Here is a 16,035-nt window from a genome sequence, read left to right as displayed (position 1 = left end):
CGTTACCGGTGGCGCGGGCGGCGCGGTGCCGTCTGCGGGGAAGTGGCGGGCGTGGGCGCCCGGTTCAGGCGTCCAGCCACTCCTTGACGAAGGCGACAACACGGACCACGACGGCGTCGACGACCGCCTGTCCGTCCTCGGTGGTCGCCCGGCGCGGGTCTCCGAGGATGCCATTGGGGCTGAGCCGGTCGTAGCGCACCACGAGCGCGGGGTGGGCGCCGTGCCGCGAGAGCCGGGAGAGCGGGTCGAGTTGGGCGGTGGAGGTGGTACCGGCGGTGAGCCGGTCGGTGTGCACCAGTCCGGGGGCGAGATGGAGCATCTGCGCGGTCTCGGCCTCGCCGCTGTGACCGTGCACCTCGCTGACCCCCATCCCGGACACGACATCGGCCGCGAGCGGGGTGACGGGGGTCCAGGCGAACTGGAGATCGGGGTGGGTGGTGAGCAGATCCTGTGCCACCGTGGACAGGGTGGCGTTGTTGCCGCCATGGCCGGTGATGACGAGCACCTTCCGCCAGCCGTGCCGGTACAGGCTCTCGATGTACTCGCGCACCACGGCGGCCAGGGTCGTGGTGGTGAGCGTGACCGTACCGGCGAAGGCGAGATGGTGCGGTGAGACACCGACCGGCAGCGCGGGGCCGATCACCGCGCGGCCGGCCAGTGCGGCGGCCACGCGCTCGGCCACGCCCTCGGCCCGGATCGTGTCCGTGGCCAACGGCATCGCCGGACCGTGCTGTTCGAACGCGCCGGCCGGAATGATCACCACGGGGCTTCCGGTGACGGCGGTGGCCGCCTCTTCGGTGGTCATCTCGGCGAGTCGCGGTGGCCGGGCGGCGCTCATCGGCGGATCTCCGGATCTGTCGCGGCGCCGTACCCCGTGGTCGCCGCCGCGTCGGTGTGAGCTGTCCCGGTGTCCGGGAAGTCGGCGGTGAGGACCGCCTCGCGGATGAAGCCCAGATGTTCCCGGGTCAGCCGCTCGGCCGTGTCCGCGTCCCCGTCCCGTACCGCCTCGAAGATCTCCACATGCTCCGCGTGGTCCCGGGCGCGGTCGTTGTAGCGATGCCGGATCTCGACCTGCTCCCGCGCCCTGACCTGGAGCAGCGCCTCGACGGCCTCGCGCAGCAGCGCGTTGCCGCTCGCCGCGGCCAGGGCGACATGGAAGTGCACCCAGGCCCCCGGCGACTCGCGCGGCGGATGCAGCGCGTTGGCCGACGCGGTCCGCAACCGCTCCACCGCTTCCGGCACTCGGGTACGTGCCGCCGCGGCCGCGATGGCGGGTTCCAGGACCAGCCGGGCCTCGACGAGTTCGAGCACCGACTCGCGACTGCCGTGCGGCAGATGCGGGTTGGCGAGCAGCCGTCGCTCGCTGCCCGGCCCCACATAGGTCCCCGAGCCGTGCCGGAACTCCACCACGCCGGTGGCCTCAAGTCTGCGCAGGGCCTCGCGGACCGTGGGCGTGGTGACGTCGAACCGGCGGGCGAGGTCACGCGAGGACGCCAGGGCGTCCCCGGGGACCAGCCGTTCGGTACGGATGATCTCGACGATGCTGTCCGCCAGATGCTCGGACAGTGACAGTTCACTGCGACTCATGAAGTGAATAGATCACTTGATCTCTTCGGGTGTCAATGGTCGTGCGCCGATGTATTTCCGACGCGTTACGGCCGTGCCCGGTCCAGGCTCTCCCGCTCGATCAGCCGGGGGAGCGGCACTTGTACGGTGCGGGCCCCGCCGCCGTCGAGCAGCGCGGCCAGCTCCGTCGCGGCGATCCGGCCGAAGGCCACCGAGTCACGGGAGAGCGCGGTGAGCCAGGGGCGCACCAGCCGGCACAGGGCCGAGTCCTCCCAGGAGATGACCGAGACATCGCCCGGTACGGAGAGACCGAGCCCGGTCGTCACCGCCGCCCCGGCGGCGGCCATCACATCGTTGTCGTAGATCAGGGCGGTCGGCGGGCGGTCCTCCTCCAGCACCCGGCGGGTCACCGCCGCGCCCTGGGTGTCGGAGTAGTCCGTGGTCAGCGAGCGCGCCTCGGGCAGCCCGCGCCGGTCGGCCTCGATCCGCAGCGAGCGGATACGGCGCTCCGTGTGGGCGAGCGAGGGCAGCCCCGCGATATGGACGATGCGGCGGTGCCCCAACGCGTGCAGCCGGCCCACGATGGCGGCCATCGCGCCCGCGTCGTCGGCCCGTACCTGCGACAGACCGGGGTGGCGGCCCGTGTCGCCGGCGGGCAGCGCGCCGATGACCACACCGGGGAGTCCCAGCTCGTCCAGGAGGTCGGGGCGGGGGTCGTCGGTCCTGGGGTCCACGACCAGTACGCCGTCCACGCGGTGCTCCGCCCACCACCGCCGGTAGACCGCGCACTCGGCGTGCACGTCCTCCACCACCTGGAAAAGCAGGCCGAGTTGACGTTCTGACAGGATCTCCTGGATGCCGGAGATCAGCTGGAGGAAGAACGAGTCGACGCCGAGGGTCGCCGCAGGACGGGCCAGCACCAGACCGACCGTCGCCGAGCCCTCGCCCGACAGCGCGCGGGCGGCGGTACTGGGCCGCCAGCCCAGCTGTTCCGCGACCCGGCGTACCCGGTCGCGGGTCACCTCGGAGACCCCGGGGCGGTCGTTGAGCGCGAAGGAGACCGCGCTCTCCGAGACCCCGGCGCGCTTCGCGATGTCCTTCATGGTCGGCCGGCGCGGGCGAGTACGTCTGGCCGTGGGCGTGTCCCTGTCCGACGGCGGGTTCGCTGCCACCCGTGTGCCTCTCTCTTCTCGCCTTCCCTGTCGCGTCCCCGGCGTTCCCGGTCGCGTTCCACGCTCCCGCTCCCGGGTGTGCAACGGGGGCATCGCAGGCCTTCCGGCCGTACCGGACGAGCCATGTGGACCCCGTACTAATGCGCTTGAGTCCTCGCATCCTAAAGCGCATTAGTGGCATACCGCAAGAAGAGCAAAAGGACCGCTCTGACCTGCTGTGATACCGGGACGATGGGTCTTTGTCGCACGAATGTGTTGACTTTCACGCCAACACATTGCAAGGTCTGTTGAAATTCGCAGCCGTGGCCCGGAGCTCCGGCTGGCCGTACGCACGCCTGGTCCGAGCAAAGGAGCCGTTCTCCGTGCGCATCTCCCGAAGAGCAGTCGCTGTCGCCGCTGTTCTCGCTTCCGTTCTGCCCCTCAGCGCCTGCAGCGGCGGTTCGGGTGACGATTCCTCCGACGCCTCGGGCCCCGTCAAGGGCAAGATCACCTTCCAGACCTGGAACCTCCAGGCCAACTTCAAGGACTACTTCAACGGGGTCATCAAGGACTTCGAGAAGAAGTACCCCGACACCGAGGTGAAGTGGGTCGACCGGCCGGCCGAGGGCTACGCCGACAAGCTGAGCGCCGACGCCGCCGGCGGCACACTGCCGGACGTCGTCAATGTCTCGCCGGACCTGGTGGCCCCGCTGGCGAAGGCCGGGCTCGCGCTCGACCTCGACAAGGACGAGACGGCGGCCTCGTTCCGTGACGAGTACCTGCCGGGCGCGTGGCAGAGCCACCAGCTCCCGGGCATGGACGGCACGTTCGGCTTCCCCTGGTACCTCAACACCGGCCCGATGTTCTACAACAAGCGGCTCTTCGAGGAGGCCGGGCTCGACCCCGAGAAGCCGCCGACGACCTATGACGAGGTCTTCGACCAGGGGCTCAAGCTGGCCGAGCGGAGCGACGGCGAGATAGCCACGCTCGCGCAGGTGCCCACCATCGAGGACTTCGGCCGCTACGGCGTCCAGCTGATGAACAAGGAAGGCACCGGCTTCGCCTTCAACGACGCCAAGGGGGTGGAAATGCTCACCCGCTACAAGGAGTTGTTCGACAAGAAGGCGCTCGACCCGCAGGCGCTGACCGCCACGCCCGAGTCCTCCGGGACGAAGTTCCTCACCGAGTCCGTGGCCATGAACCCGGGCAGCGCGCTGGACCTGGAGAACTTCAAGACCAAGGCCCCGACGCTCTACAAGAACATCGGGATCACCGACCAGGTCACCAGCACCGGCAAGGTCAACATGTACGTCATGGGCGTCATGGTGAACGCGAAGACCCAGCAGAAGCCCGCCGCTGTGGCGTTCGCCCACTTCGTGACCGACGCGACCCGCCAGATGTCGTTCGCCAAGCAGGTCGCCATCTTCCCGAGCACCAAGGGCTCCCTGGACGACCCGTACTTCACCAAGGAGGACGGCACCGACGAGACGCGCGTACGCGTCGCCGCCGCCAAGTCCCTGAAGACGGCCGTCAATTACACGCCCGTCCTGTTCAGCGAGCAGATGAAGACCGAGCTGCGCAACCAGGTTGCCAAGGCGCTCCAGGGCAAGCAGAGCCCCCAGGAGGCGCTGGACCGCGCGGTCGAGGCCTGCGACACCCTGCTCAAGCAGAGCTGAGAGCCGAGCCCCGCACCATGAAGAGCACCACCGCCCCCAGGGCGCTCCCCCCGGACGCCGCCGCGGCGGGGCCCACGCACCGGGGCTCCGGCTCCGGCCGTGGGCCCCGCCGCGGCCCCGCGACCGCCATCAGACGCCAACTGCCCTCCAGTCCCTGGCTGTTCGCCGCGCCGGGGCTGCTGATCGTCGGCGCCTTCAGCCTCTACCCGTTCCNCCCCCGGGGGGCGCGGCCCCCGCCGGGGGCCCCCCCCGCGGCCCCGCGACCGCCATCAGACGCCAACTGCCCTCCAGTCCCTGGCTGTTCGCCGCGCCGGGGCTGCTGATCGTCGGCGCCTTCAGCCTCTACCCGTTCCTCAGCACCCTGGTCAACTCCTTCACCGACCGGCGGACCCTGGTCGCCGGCGAGTTCGTGGGGCTGGCCAACTTCCGGGAACTGATCCAGGACGAGATGTTCTGGATCGGCCTGCGCAACAGCACGCTGTATGTCGTCGGGGTCGTCCCGGCGCTGATCATCCTGCCGCTGCTGCTCGCCATGCTCGTCCAGCGCGACATCCCCGGCATCGCCTTCTTCCGTTCCGCCTTCTACACCCCCGTGGTCGCCTCGATCGTGGTGGTCGGGCTGATCTGGGTGTGGATGCTGGACGACCGGGGGCTGATCAACGCGGTGCTGGAGGCGGTGGGGGTCGGCAGGGTCGGCTTCCTCAGCGACCAGTGGCTGCTGCTGTTCAGCGCGATGGCCGTCACGGTCTGGAAGGGCCTCGGCTACTACATGATCATTTACCTGGCCGCGCTGGCCAACGTACCGCGCGAGCTGCACGAGGCCGCCGCCGTGGACGGCGCGGGCGCCATCCGCCGTTTCCTCACCGTCACCGTACCGGCGGTCCGTTCCACCATGGTCCTCGTCGGGGCGCTGTCCTCGGTCGCCGCCTTCAAGGTGTTCTCCGAGGTCTATCTGATGGCCGGGCCCAGCGGTGGTCCCGCCGGCGAGGACACCACGCTGGTGATGCTCGTCCAGCGCGTCGGGACCGGACTGAGCGGCCGGGTCGGCTACGCCTCCGCCATCTCCGTGGTGGTCTTCGTCGTCACCGTCGCCCTGATGCTGCTGGTGCTCCGCGCCGACCGCAAGGAGGACGCGTGAGCTTCCCGAAGACCGTCCACGCCGACGGCCGGCGCATCGCGCCCTGGCAGCTCGCCCTGCGGTACGCCCTGCTGCTCGTGATGCTGGCCGTGATGATCGGGCCGTTCGTATGGCAGTTGTCCACCTCGCTCAAGGGCATGCACGAGGACATCTACAGCTCCCCGCCCACGTTCCTCCCGAGCGAACCCACCCTGGACAACTTCGGCCGGGTCGCCAGGACCATCCCGGTCTGGGACTACGCGTTCAACTCCCTCAAGGTCGCCTCCGCCAATGTGGTCACCAACTGCGTCGGCGCCGCGCTGGCCGGCTACGCGCTGGCCCGGATGCGCTATCGGGGCCGCCGCGCCGCGACCCTGGCGTTCATCCTCGCCATGCTCGTGCCCGTCGAGGGCATCATCATCGCCCAGTTCACCACCATGCGTGATCTCGGTCTGAACAACACCCTGCTCGGGGTGTTGCTGCCCGGATCGATCGGCGCGATGAACGTCCTGCTGATGCGCAACGCCTTCCTCAACCTTCCGCAAGAGGTGGAGGAAGCGGCCTTCGTTGACGGGGCCAACACCTGGCAGCGGTTCCTGCGGATCGCGCTGCCGTCGGTCAAGGGCACCCTCGCGGTGGTGGCGATCTTCGCCTTCATGGGCGCCTGGGACGACTTCCTCTGGCCGCTGATCGTCCTCAGCGACCCGGAGAACTTCACCCTGACCATCGGACTGAACTATCTGCACGGCACGTTCGCCCAGGACCCACGGCTGGTCGCGGCGGGTACGGTCATCGCCGTCGTACCGCTCATCGTGCTCTTCGCCTGTCTCCAGCGTTACTTCTTCCGAGGCGTCGGCGAAGGCGCCGTGAAGGGCTGACCGGCCCGGTCCGCCGATCCCGTACCCCCGCCCGCACTCCTCGCACCTCGCACCTCGCACCTCTCGCCTCTCCGCCCGCTGTCCAACGCACCACAGAACCAGGACAACGTTGCCCGTATGAGCACTCCCGCGCCCCGCTTCGGCGCCAACTACACGCCCAGCCAGGGCTGGTTCCACCACTGGCTGGACTTCGATCTCGACGAGGTACGCGCCGACCTGGACTCCATCGCGGGACTCGGCCTGGACCACATCCGGGTCTTCCCGCTCTGGCCGCTCTTCCAGCCCAACCGGACGCTGATCAGGCCCCGCGCCGTCGAACAGCTCGTCCAGCTCGCCGACGCCGCCGCCGAACGCGGTCTGGACGTCAATGTCGACGGGCTCCAGGGCCACTTGTCGAGCTTCGACTTCCTGCCCGCCTGGACCCAGACCTGGCACCGGCGGAACATCTTCACTGACAACGATGTCGTCGCCGGACAGGCCGAGTACCTCCGCACCCTCGCCGCCGCTCTCGCCGACCGGCCGAACTTCCTCGGTATGACCATCGGCAATGAGATCAACCAGTTCTCCGGGCCGCCGCACCCCGATCCCGATCCCATCACCCCGGCGGGGGCCGCCGACTGGCTCCGGCGGCTGCTGGACGCCTGCGAGGAGGGGGCGCCGGGCAAGCTCCATCTGCACGCCGAGTACGACGCCGCCTGGTACCAGGACGGGCACGCCTTCACCCCCGCGCACGCGGCCAGGATCGGGGCCGTCACCGCCGTACACTCCTGGGTCTTCAACGGCACCGCGCAGCGGCACGGCAGGACGGGCACCGCCACCGAGCACCACGCCGCCTATCTGATCGAGCTGTCCAAGGCATGGGCGCTGGAACCGCACCGGCCCGTCTGGCTCCAGGAGGTCGGCGCCCCGGCGCCGCTGATCCCGGCCGAACACGCCGCCGCCTTCACCGAGGCGACCGTGGCCAACGCGCTGGACTGCCCCGATGTCTGGGGCGTCACCTGGTGGTGCTCGCACGATGTGTCGCGTTCGCTCGCCGACTTCCCCGAACTGGAATACAGCCTCGGTCTGCTGACGAACGACCGGCAGGTCAAGCCCGCCGGGGAGTCCATCGCCCGGATCGTCGAGGAGTGGCGCGGCAGAACGTATCGCCCGGCGCCCCGCACCACCGCGCTGGTGGTCGACATCGGAGACGACGAGACGGCGGACCACCCGACCGCGGACCACCCGGCCGGGGACGACCCGACCGGGGACGGTGAGCGGGCGCCCGCCCGGAGCACCTGCGCTCCCGGCGGGGCGTTCTTCGAGGCCTTCGCACGGCTCACCGAGGCCGGCGCCCGCCCCACCGCCGTCCTCGCGAGCCGCGCCGGGGACAGGGAGCATCTGGCCGCCCGCGGCATCACCGAGGTCGTACACCCGGACCAGGTCCGGTGAGCGGGCCGAGCCGGGTGAGTCCGGTGCCGGGGGAAACGGACAGGCCCCGACCCATGGCCCGATCCCCCCGACCCGTGTACGAGTAGTCCTGACCTCTGACCGGAAACCCGCACCCACACGCACCTCAGGAGCATCCCTTCATGCACGACGACCGCAGCCTGGTGGAGGCCCGCCTCAAGCGCGTCCTCGACGAGCGCATCCGGCCCGCCGTATACCCCGAATCGATACCGCTGGACGTCGCTGTCTGGAACGCGCCGGGTGAACCCGTACCCGTCGCGGAGGGCCTGGCGGGCCCGGCCGAGCCGGTCAGGACCGGCGACCGGTGGGGCGCACCCTGGGGCACCAGTTGGTTCCGGGTCTCCGGGACCGTCCCCGAGCACTGGGCGGGCCGTACGGTCGAGGCGATCCTCGACCTCGGCTTCGACGAGAACATGCCCGGCTTCCAGTGCGAGGGCCTGGTCTACCGGCCCGACGGCACCCCGGTGAAGGGCCTCAACCCGCGCAACCAGTGGGTACGGATCGGAGCGCCCGTCGCGGGCGGCGAAGAGGTCCTGCTCCATGTCGAGGCCGCCTCCAACCCGGTCATCCTCGACTACCACCCCTTCCTGCCGACCCGGCTCGGTGACAAGGAGACGGCGGGCAGCGAGCCGCAGTACACCCTGGCCCGGATGGATCTCGCGGTCTTCGACGAGACCGTCTGGCAGCTGATCCAGGACCTGGAGGTACTGGGCGAGCTGATGGCCGAGCTGCCCGTCGACGGCGCCCGCCGCTGGGAGATCCTGCGCGCCATCAGCCGCGCGCTCGACGCGGTCGACCTCCAGGACGTGAACGGCACCGCGGCGGCTGCCAGGGAACGGCTCGCCGAGGTGCTGGCGACCCCCGCGCCGCCGACCGCCCACCGCCTCAGCGCGGTCGGCCACGCCCATATCGACTCCGCCTGGCTGTGGCCGCTGCGCGAGACGGTCCGTAAGGTCGCCCGTACGACCGCCAATATGACCGCGCTGCTTGAGGACGAGCCGGAGTTCGTCTTCGCGATGTCGCAGGCGCAGCAGTTCGCCTGGATCAAGGAGCACCGGCCCGAGGTCTACGCCAAGGTCAAGCGGGCGGTGGCCGACGGCAGGTTCGTACCGGCCGGCGGTATGTGGGTGGAGTCCGACACCAATATGCCCGGCTCCGAGGCGATGGCCCGGCAGTTCGTGCACGGCAAGCGCTTCTTCCTCGACGAGTTCGGCATCGAGAACGACGAGGCCTGGCTGCCCGACACCTTCGGCTTCGCGGCGGGACTGCCGCAGATCATCAAGGCCGCCGGGTCCAAGTGGCTGCTCACCCAGAAGATCAGCTGGTCCACGATCAACAAGTTCCCGCACCACACCTTCCGCTGGGAGGGCATCGACGGCACCCGCGTCTTCACCCACTTCCCGCCCGTCGACACCTACAACTGCTCCATGACGGGCGAGCAGATCGCGCACGCCGCGAGGAACTTCAAGGAGAAGGGCGTCGCCAGGCACTCCCTCGCACCGACCGGCTGGGGCGACGGAGGCGGCGGCACGACCCGCGAGATGATCGCCAAGGCGGCCCGGCTGCGCAGTCTCGAAGGCTCCGCGACGGTCGAGTGGGAGACCCCCGGGGAGTTCTTCGCCAAGGCCGAGGCGGAGTACCCGAACCCGCCGGTCTGGGTGGGCGAGCTGTATCTGGAGCTGCACCGCGCCACCCTCACCAGCCAGGCGAAGACCAAGCAGGGCAACCGGCGCAGTGAGCATCTGCTGCGCGAGGCGGAGCTGTGGGCCGCGACCGCCGCCGTACGCACCGGCGCGCCCTACCCGTACGAGCGGCTGGACCGGATCTGGAAGACCGTACTGCTCCACCAGTTCCATGACATCCTGCCCGGCTCGTCGATCGCCTGGGTGCACCGCGAGGCGGAGAAGACGTACGCGGCCCTCGCGGCCGAGCTGAACGAGATCGTGGACACCGCGCAGCGCGCCCTGGCGGGGGACCCGTCGGGCGGGACGACCCTGCTCTTCAACTCCGCGCCGCACGCGCGCGGTGGTGTCCCGGCGGGCGCGGCGGGACCGGTCGGCGGGAGCGGCAGCGCGCAGCTGTCGGCGCGCGAGGGCGGCGGGTATGTCCTGAGCAACGGGCTGCTGGAGGTGGAGATCGACGGCCGGGGCCTGGTGGTGTCGGTCTACGACATCAGCGCGGAGCGCGAGACCGTCGCCCCCGGGGAGGCGGCCAACCTCCTCCAGATCCACCCCGACTTCCCGAACCAGTGGGACGCGTGGGACGTGGACGAGTTCTACCGGAACACCGTCACCGATCTGACGGACCTCGACACGCTCACCCCGGTCGAGGCAGGCGACGAGGCGGGCGTCGAGGCGGGCGACGCCCCGGCCGGCACGCTGCCGGCCGGCGCGGTCGGTGTCCGCGTCGTGCGCGGCTTCGGCTCCTCGAAGGTCACCCAGCTGCTGACGCTCGCCCCCGGGGTCAAGCGGCTCGACATCGACACCGAGGTCGACTGGCACGAGACCGAGAAGTTCCTCAAGGCGGCCTTCCCGCTGGACGTCCACGCCGAGCGGTACGCGTCGGAGACGCAGTTCGGCCATGTGTACCGGGCCACCCACACCAACACCAGCTGGGAGGCGGCCAAGTTCGAGGCGTGCAACCACCGCTTCGTCCATCTGGAGGAGCCGGGGTGGGGCATCGCACTTGTCAACGACTCGACGTACGGACATGACGTGACCCGTACGGTCCGCTCCACGGACGCCGGTACGACCACGACGGTCCGGGTCTCGCTGCTGCGCGCCCCGCGCTTCCCCGACCCCGAGACCGACCAGGGCGTCCACCGTTTCCGGCACGCCCTGGCGCCCGGCGCGTCGATCGGTGACGCGGTCCGCGAGGGCTACCGCGTGAACCTGCCGGAGCGCCGGATCCCCGGCGACGCCGAGGTGGCCCCGCTGGTGAGCGTCGACAACGACGCCGTCGTCATCAGCGCCGTGAAGCTGGCCGACGACGAGAGCGGCGATCTGGTCGTACGGCTCTATGAGTCGACCGGAGGACGGGCCAAGGTACGGCTCGGCCTCGGGTTCGGGGCCGCCGGACTGGCCGTGACCGATCTGCTGGAGCGTCCGCTGGCGGATGTCGAGCCGCCGGCGGTGGCCGACGGATCGGTCCAGCTGGCGCTGCGTCCGTTCGAACTGGTCACCCTGCGCCTCACGCGCGGCTGACCGCCGGCCGGCACACGCGGCGGGCGCCCGGGAGTCAGGGGGCGTCCGCCGCCGTGCCGTCATGTGTGGGGCCGGTGATCCAGCGCCTGTGCGGCCACCAGATGGAGGAACTCCCGCTCGTTGCCCGCCAGGCCCGCCGCGTCGAGCGCCTCGTCCGCCTCGGCGATCGGGGCGGCGAGCAGCGGCGCCGCCAGGGACGCCTGCAGGGGGTCGTCCAGCACGGCGCGTACGGCCGCCAGAAGGCGCAGATAGGCCCGTGCCGCGGTGCACTCACCCGATGTGCTCGATGTGAGGGTCGTGGTGGTGGTCATCCCGGCTTCCTCTCGATGGATCTGTCGGACCCTCAAGTCTGGGTCATGGGTCTGACAACCGGCCCGAGGAGCTGCCGGGCCGAGGGCGCCGCCATGGCGCCCTCGGGCGCCGGGACCACAGCTGCGGCCAGGTCCTGATCAGCAGCCAGGCCGCCGAGAGCGCGAACAGCGCGGCGGTGATCAGCAGCCAGCGGCCGAGGAAGACATCGATATCGAGCGCCGTGGCCGGCTCGTACGGCTCCGGGGTCCGCAGTACCAGCGGCCAGTACACCAGCAGCAACAGCAAGGAGAGGAAGGCCGGTACGCGTACGTAGTTGACGCCCGCGCGCGGCGCCGGCCGCCGACGCCGGGCCAGGGCGGTCCTGACGGCCCGGTCGCCGAGCGAGTACAGCGGCACCAGCACGAGATCGTGCAGCACCGCCACGCCCACGAACCAGAGCACGATCAGCGGCCAGTCGCCGCCGAGCAGCCGGACCCCCGCGTATCCGCAGACCGCGAACGAGGCGAGCAGGATCAGGAGTTGGGCGGGCGACTCGCCGTACAGCCGGCGGAAGCGCCGTCGTACGTCCAGATGACGTCGCAGGTCCCGGAGACTCACCCGGGGCCAGGACCGGGGCATCCTCATACGGGCCATGACGACTCCCCGAAGCTCAGCCGCCCGACCCACTTGGTGTTCATCACGCCCGGTGCGCCCGGCACGATGGTCCGCGCCGGATAGCCGTGATCCTCGGACAGTTCGGCGCCGTTGACCCGCAGGGCCAGCAGCGAGCGCGGATCGCGAACCTGGTTGTCCCGCAGGGCCACCTGCCGGAAGGAGCCGTGCGACTGCACCGACTCCACGTACACGCTCGGCGGCGCGTCCCCGAGCCCCACCAGGGCGGCGAGATCGCGCAGCCGGACCCCCTCCCAGTGCTGGTCGGAGGTGGACCAGCCCTCCACACAGGCGATCGGCAGCGCGGAGGTGTGCTGGGCCATGCGTTCCAGCTCGGCCCGGGTCAGTACGGTCTCCCGGCCGCCGCCCCGCACGGTCAGCCGCCAGTCGGGGCCGATGTCCCGCGCCCGGATCCCGACGGACCTCGCCGTCTTGTTGATCTGGAAGCCGTTCGGACCTGACCCGGGCTCACGGCCGTGCGGGGCGAGCAGCGCCGTACCGCGCAGCGGGCCGCCGATGCTCTGACCGGCCGTCACCACGAGCAGCGCCAGCGAGCCGACCCCCACTATGCCGAGCGCGCCGCGCCGCGAGAGGGTGGGCGGTGCCGGATCGCGGGAGACCAGACCGGTCTCGTCCAGCGGCTCGGGCACGGTCCGCGACACCGGGGTCCGCAGCTCCGCGCGCAGATCCCGGCCGCGCAGCGCCCGCACCGTACGCGGCAGCCGCAGGGCCGCATGGGCGATGAACGCCCCGATGAACACCCAGGCACCGTAGAAATGCAGCGGATAGAACGAGCCCGGGAAGATGTACTCCAACTGGACGTTGAGCACGCCGGTGGCGAACTCGAACAGCCCGCCCCCGACGAGGAGCAGCAGGGACAGCCGGTCCAGCGCGTGGCCGAGCGAGCGTACGGGCGGCATCACGAACAGCTTCGGCACGACCGACCACAGCTTCGCGAGCAGTACCGGTACGAGCACGATCCCGAGGGTCACATGCACGCCCTGCGTGACGCGGTAGAGCCAGTAGGGATCGGTCGGCCAGGCGAAGAGATAGAAGCCGAGCAGCCCCTTGTCCGGTGTCTTGTCATTGACCGGGGCCAGATCGGGGTTGTACGCGAGATAGGACACCAGCCCCGTCAGGAAGAGGACGGGGATGCCGATCAGCAGCACCACGGCGAAGACGGATGTCAGCCAGGGGCCACGCAGCGGGCTGCGCCACGAAGAGGTCAGACGGGCGGGGACGTTCATACCGCTGACCGTAGGACGCCGGACGGGCCGGACGCGCCTTTCGACTCATGACAAAACGCTGACGTCTGTCATTGGGTCCGAACGGCGGAGATCTGACGGTTCGATGACGCGGCCTGTCGATCGCCCCGGGAGAGGTGACCACGCGCCTAACGTGACGCCGTGACCCTGCTACCCCGCCCCGGCACCGGCTCCGAGACCGCGCACACCCCGGACGCCGCGTGTGCGCCGCCCGACCCCGGACACCGCTCGGGCCGCCGACTCGACCTGGCGGCGGCCGGAGCGGGTGCGCTCCTCTTCGCCGTCGCCGCCGTGTCCGGCACCCTGATCGAGCACTACGAGGGGACTCTCCACGTCAGTTGGCCGCCCCTGCTGGCCCAGTGGATGCCCCACCTCGGCCCCGGCACGCTCCCGGCGCTCCTGACCGCCGTCGCGGTGATCGCGTACGGACCGCCCCTCGCCGCCCGGCTGTCCTGGCGCCGGCTGACCTGGCTCAGCTGGGCCGCCGCGCTGGCCTGGACCTGGGCGCTGGCGCTGGTGGACGGCTGGCAGCGCGGTGTGGTCGGCCGGCTGACCACCCGGCACGAGTATCTGAGCGGTGTCGACCGGTTCGACGACATCCCCGCCACCCTGCGCGACTTCACGAAGCACATCCTGATCGGCCCGCCGGACAACTGGCCGACCCATATCGCGGGCCATCCGCCGGGCGCCATCCTGACCTTCGTCGGACTCGACCGGATCGGGCTCGGCGGCGGCGCGTGGGCCGCCGCGTTCTGCGTGGTCACCGGCGCCTCGACGGCCGCCGCCGTCCTGGTGACCCTGCGCGCGCTGGGCGCCGAGCGCACGGCACGGGCGGCGGCCCCCTTCCTCGTGCTCGCCCCTGGCGCCGTATGGGTCGGCGCCTCGGCCGACGGCTACTTCGCGGCCGTCGCCGGCTGGGCACTCGCCCTGCTGGCGCTCGCGGCCACCCGTACCGTCCGCGCGCCCCGGGCGGCGGCGCTCGGCTCCGGGCTGCTGTTCGGGGCGACGGTCCATCTGTCGTACGGGCTGACGCTGATGGTCGTCCCGGCCGTGGCCGTGCTCGTTCTCGCCCGTAGGGCACGGCCACTGCCGGCGGCGGGGTTCGCCGTGCTGGGGTTCGCGGCCGTGGCGGTCGCGTTCCTGCTGGCCGGGTTCCACTGGTGGGAGGCGTACGAACTGCTGGTGGAGCGCTACTACCAGGGCGTGGCCAGGGAACGCCCGTACGGCTACTGGCTCTGGGCCAATGGAGCCTGCGCGGTGATCGCGGCGGGACTCGCCGCTGTCGCCGGGATCCGGCGCCTGCCGGCCGCCATCCGCGGAACCCAGGGCTCCGGCCGGGGGTCCGGGAGCGCCGACCGGACCGTCGCCCTGCTGATGGCCGCCGTGCTCCTGGCGTTGCTGGTCGCGGATCTGTCGGGGATGAGCAAGGCCGAGACGGAGCGCATCTGGCTGCCGTTCACGCTCTGGCTGCCGGCCGCCGCCGCGCTGCTGCCGTCCCGCGACCACCGGGGCTGGCTCGCGGCCCAGGCCTGCCTGGCTCTCCTCGTCAACCATCTGCTGCTGACGAGCTGGTGACCGCCGCGCGCGCCCAGGGCTCGTGCGGCGGGCCCCGGCTCAGACATCGGCCGCGTAGCGCCAGAAGTCCCGCATCACCGGCGGCGGGGTCGGACCGGTCATCGCCAGCTGGCCGAGCAGGATCGTGACCGCCCCGGTGGACGGGGTGAGATGCCCCGCCGTTCCCGTACCGCCGACCCAGCCGTACCGTCCCGGCACATTCCAGGGATCGATCGCCGCGACATCGACCGAGCCACCGAACCCCCACCCCTGGCCCTCCAGGAACAGCGTGCTCGCCGCGCGCTGGGCCGGGGTCAGCTGGTCGGTGGTCATCAGCCGGACCGACGCGGGCGACAGCAGCCGTTGGCCGCCGTCGGCCGTCCCCTCGGCGAGCAGCATCCGGGCGAAGGCGTACCAGTCGTCGGCGGTCGAGACCAGTCCGCCGCCGCCGGACGGGAACGCGGGCGGGCTGCTCCACTGACCGTCGGGGGCGTCGATCAGCTCGGGGCCGCCCGTCGGACCCGTCCCGTAGTAGCCGGTGAACCGGTCGAGCTTGCCGGCCGGTACGTCGAATCCGGTGTCGGCCATGGCAAGCGGCTCGAACAGCCGCTCCGCCAGGAACTCGGGCAGCGGACGGCCCGCGACCCGGGCGATCAGCACGCCCAGGATGTCGGAGCAGGTGTTGTAGAGCCAGACCTCGCCCGGCTGGTGCAGCAGCGGAATACGGGAGAGCGCCGCCATCCACGCGTCGGGCGCCGCCACCCGCTGCGGCTGCGGCGGTCCCTGCCTCAACTCGCTGAACAGCAGTCCGACCGCGGGCAGCGAGAAGTCCGACGGGAACCCGTACCCGGCGCGGAAGGTGAGCAGATCGGCCACGGTGATCGCCCGTACGGCCGGCACCACGTCATCGACGGGACCGGCCGGTGTCCGCACGACCTTCGGCTCAGCCAGCTCCGGCAGCCAGGGCCCGACCGGGTCGTCCAGCGCGATCAGACCGTCATCGACCAGCATCATGACGGCCGCGGCCGTGACGGGCTTGGTCATCGAGGCGATACGGAAGATCGAGTCCCTGGCCATCGGGGACGTGCCCTCGCTGTCGGTGGAGCCGACGGCCGCCACCTCGATCCGGTCGCCGCGGGCCACCAGACCCACCGCTCCCGGCATCGAGCCATTGCCGACGTGCTTCTCCAGGGTGTCGTGCAGAGTGGTCATC

The 16,035-nt window shown here is 71.1% G+C and carries 13 protein-coding genes; 6 read left to right on the top strand and 7 right to left on the bottom strand.

Annotation, left to right across the window (positions count from 1 at the left end; genetic code table 11):
• Positions 1 to 64: 64 nt before the first annotated feature.
• The 3 genes from M1203_RS01655 to M1203_RS01645 form a co-directional block, all read right to left on the bottom strand.
• Positions 65 to 838 carry a creatininase family protein gene (locus M1203_RS01655; protein WP_249947621.1) on the bottom strand — a complete coding sequence of 258 codons (774 nt, stop codon included), beginning with the start codon at positions 836 to 838 and terminating at the stop codon, positions 65 to 67.
• Positions 835 to 1,587, bottom strand: coding sequence for a FadR/GntR family transcriptional regulator (locus M1203_RS01650; protein WP_249947620.1), 753 nt, complete (start codon positions 1,585 to 1,587; stop codon positions 835 to 837). Before M1203_RS01650 ends, M1203_RS01655 begins: the two co-directional genes overlap by 4 nt.
• Before the next feature lie 65 nt (positions 1,588 to 1,652).
• The gene (locus M1203_RS01645; protein WP_249947909.1) at positions 1,653 to 2,669 is read right to left on the bottom strand and encodes a LacI family DNA-binding transcriptional regulator; all 1,017 of its coding nucleotides are present in this window, start codon (positions 2,667 to 2,669) and stop codon (positions 1,653 to 1,655) included.
• Positions 2,670 to 3,100: 431 nt separating this feature from the next.
• On the opposite strand from M1203_RS01645, the gene M1203_RS01640 reads away from it, so the two are divergent.
• From M1203_RS01640 to M1203_RS01620, 5 genes are all read left to right on the top strand, one after another.
• Entirely contained in the window at positions 3,101 to 4,393 is a 1,293-nt protein-coding gene (locus M1203_RS01640; RefSeq protein ID WP_249947619.1) for a sugar ABC transporter substrate-binding protein, read from the top strand.
• A 268-nt stretch (positions 4,394 to 4,661) separates the two neighbouring features.
• A complete protein-coding gene (locus tag M1203_RS01635) occupies positions 4,662 to 5,531 on the top strand; it encodes a carbohydrate ABC transporter permease (protein ID WP_249947908.1) in 870 nt (289 codons plus the stop codon).
• Positions 5,528 to 6,388 (top strand): carbohydrate ABC transporter permease, encoded by an 861-nt coding sequence (locus M1203_RS01630; protein WP_249947618.1) that lies wholly within the window; start codon positions 5,528 to 5,530, stop codon positions 6,386 to 6,388. The genes M1203_RS01635 and M1203_RS01630 overlap by 4 nt, the downstream gene beginning before the upstream one ends.
• 117 nt (positions 6,389 to 6,505) lie before the next feature.
• Positions 6,506 to 7,819, top strand: coding sequence for a glycosyl hydrolase (locus M1203_RS01625; RefSeq protein WP_249947617.1), 1,314 nt, complete (start codon positions 6,506 to 6,508; stop codon positions 7,817 to 7,819).
• A 140-nt stretch (positions 7,820 to 7,959) separates the two neighbouring features.
• On the top strand, positions 7,960 to 11,040 hold the full coding sequence (locus M1203_RS01620; RefSeq protein WP_249947616.1) for a glycoside hydrolase family 38 C-terminal domain-containing protein: 3,081 nt from the start codon (positions 7,960 to 7,962) through the stop codon (positions 11,038 to 11,040).
• Between the two features lie 59 nt (positions 11,041 to 11,099).
• Here the strand turns inward: M1203_RS01620 and M1203_RS01615 are convergent, their stop codons facing one another.
• Genes M1203_RS01615 through M1203_RS01605 form a run of 3 tightly spaced genes read right to left on the bottom strand, consistent with a single transcriptional unit; the run spans position 11,100 to position 13,250 of the window.
• The gene (locus M1203_RS01615) at positions 11,100 to 11,351 is read right to left on the bottom strand and encodes a hypothetical protein (protein ID WP_249947615.1); all 252 of its coding nucleotides are present in this window, start codon (positions 11,349 to 11,351) and stop codon (positions 11,100 to 11,102) included.
• A 43-nt stretch (positions 11,352 to 11,394) separates the two neighbouring features.
• Positions 11,395 to 11,970: a hypothetical protein gene (locus tag M1203_RS01610; protein ID WP_374401656.1), complete on the bottom strand. Its 576-nt coding sequence runs from the start codon at positions 11,968 to 11,970 to the stop codon at positions 11,395 to 11,397.
• 2 nt (positions 11,971 to 11,972) lie between these two features.
• Positions 11,973 to 13,250, bottom strand: a complete 1,278-nt coding sequence (locus tag M1203_RS01605; protein ID WP_249947613.1) for a molybdopterin-dependent oxidoreductase — start codon at positions 13,248 to 13,250, stop codon at positions 11,973 to 11,975.
• Between the two features lie 165 nt (positions 13,251 to 13,415).
• Between M1203_RS01605 and M1203_RS01600 the strand changes: the two genes are divergently transcribed.
• A complete protein-coding gene (locus M1203_RS01600) occupies positions 13,416 to 14,843 on the top strand; it encodes a hypothetical protein (protein ID WP_374401653.1) in 1,428 nt (475 codons plus the stop codon).
• 39 nt (positions 14,844 to 14,882) lie between these two features.
• Here the strand turns inward: M1203_RS01600 and M1203_RS01595 are convergent, their stop codons facing one another.
• Positions 14,883 to 16,034 (bottom strand): serine hydrolase, encoded by a 1,152-nt coding sequence (locus M1203_RS01595; RefSeq protein ID WP_249947612.1) that lies wholly within the window; start codon positions 16,032 to 16,034, stop codon positions 14,883 to 14,885.
• Position 16,035 lies beyond the last annotated feature (1 nt).

Source organism: Streptomyces sp. 35G-GA-8 (assembly GCF_023534745.1).
Taxonomy (GTDB): domain Bacteria; phylum Actinomycetota; class Actinomycetes; order Streptomycetales; family Streptomycetaceae; genus Streptomyces.
The sequence above is the reverse complement of the archived record's forward strand: the minus strand, read 5'-3'. Positions and strand labels throughout refer to the sequence as shown.

Excerpts from the sequence above, each read along its gene's own strand:
- M1203_RS01655 (WP_249947621.1), bottom strand. The coding sequence starts at position 838 with ATGAGCGCCGCCCGGCCACCGCGACTCGCCGAGATGACCACCGAAGAG.
- M1203_RS01650 (WP_249947620.1), bottom strand. The coding sequence starts at position 1,587 with ATGAGTCGCAGTGAACTGTCACTGTCCGAGCATCTGGCGGACAGCATC.
- M1203_RS01645 (WP_249947909.1), bottom strand. The coding sequence starts at position 2,669 with ATGAAGGACATCGCGAAGCGCGCCGGGGTCTCGGAGAGCGCGGTCTCC.
- M1203_RS01625 (WP_249947617.1), top strand. The coding sequence starts at position 6,506 with ATGAGCACTCCCGCGCCCCGCTTCGGCGCCAACTACACGCCCAGCCAG.
- M1203_RS01620 (WP_249947616.1), top strand. The coding sequence starts at position 7,960 with ATGCACGACGACCGCAGCCTGGTGGAGGCCCGCCTCAAGCGCGTCCTC.
- M1203_RS01615 (WP_249947615.1), bottom strand. The coding sequence starts at position 11,351 with ATGACCACCACCACGACCCTCACATCGAGCACATCGGGTGAGTGCACC.
- M1203_RS01610 (WP_374401656.1), bottom strand. The coding sequence starts at position 11,970 with ATGCCCCGGTCCTGGCCCCGGGTGAGTCTCCGGGACCTGCGACGTCAT.
- M1203_RS01605 (WP_249947613.1), bottom strand. The coding sequence starts at position 13,250 with ATGAACGTCCCCGCCCGTCTGACCTCTTCGTGGCGCAGCCCGCTGCGT.
- M1203_RS01595 (WP_249947612.1), bottom strand. The coding sequence starts at position 16,034 with ATGACCACTCTGCACGACACCCTGGAGAAGCACGTCGGCAATGGCTCG.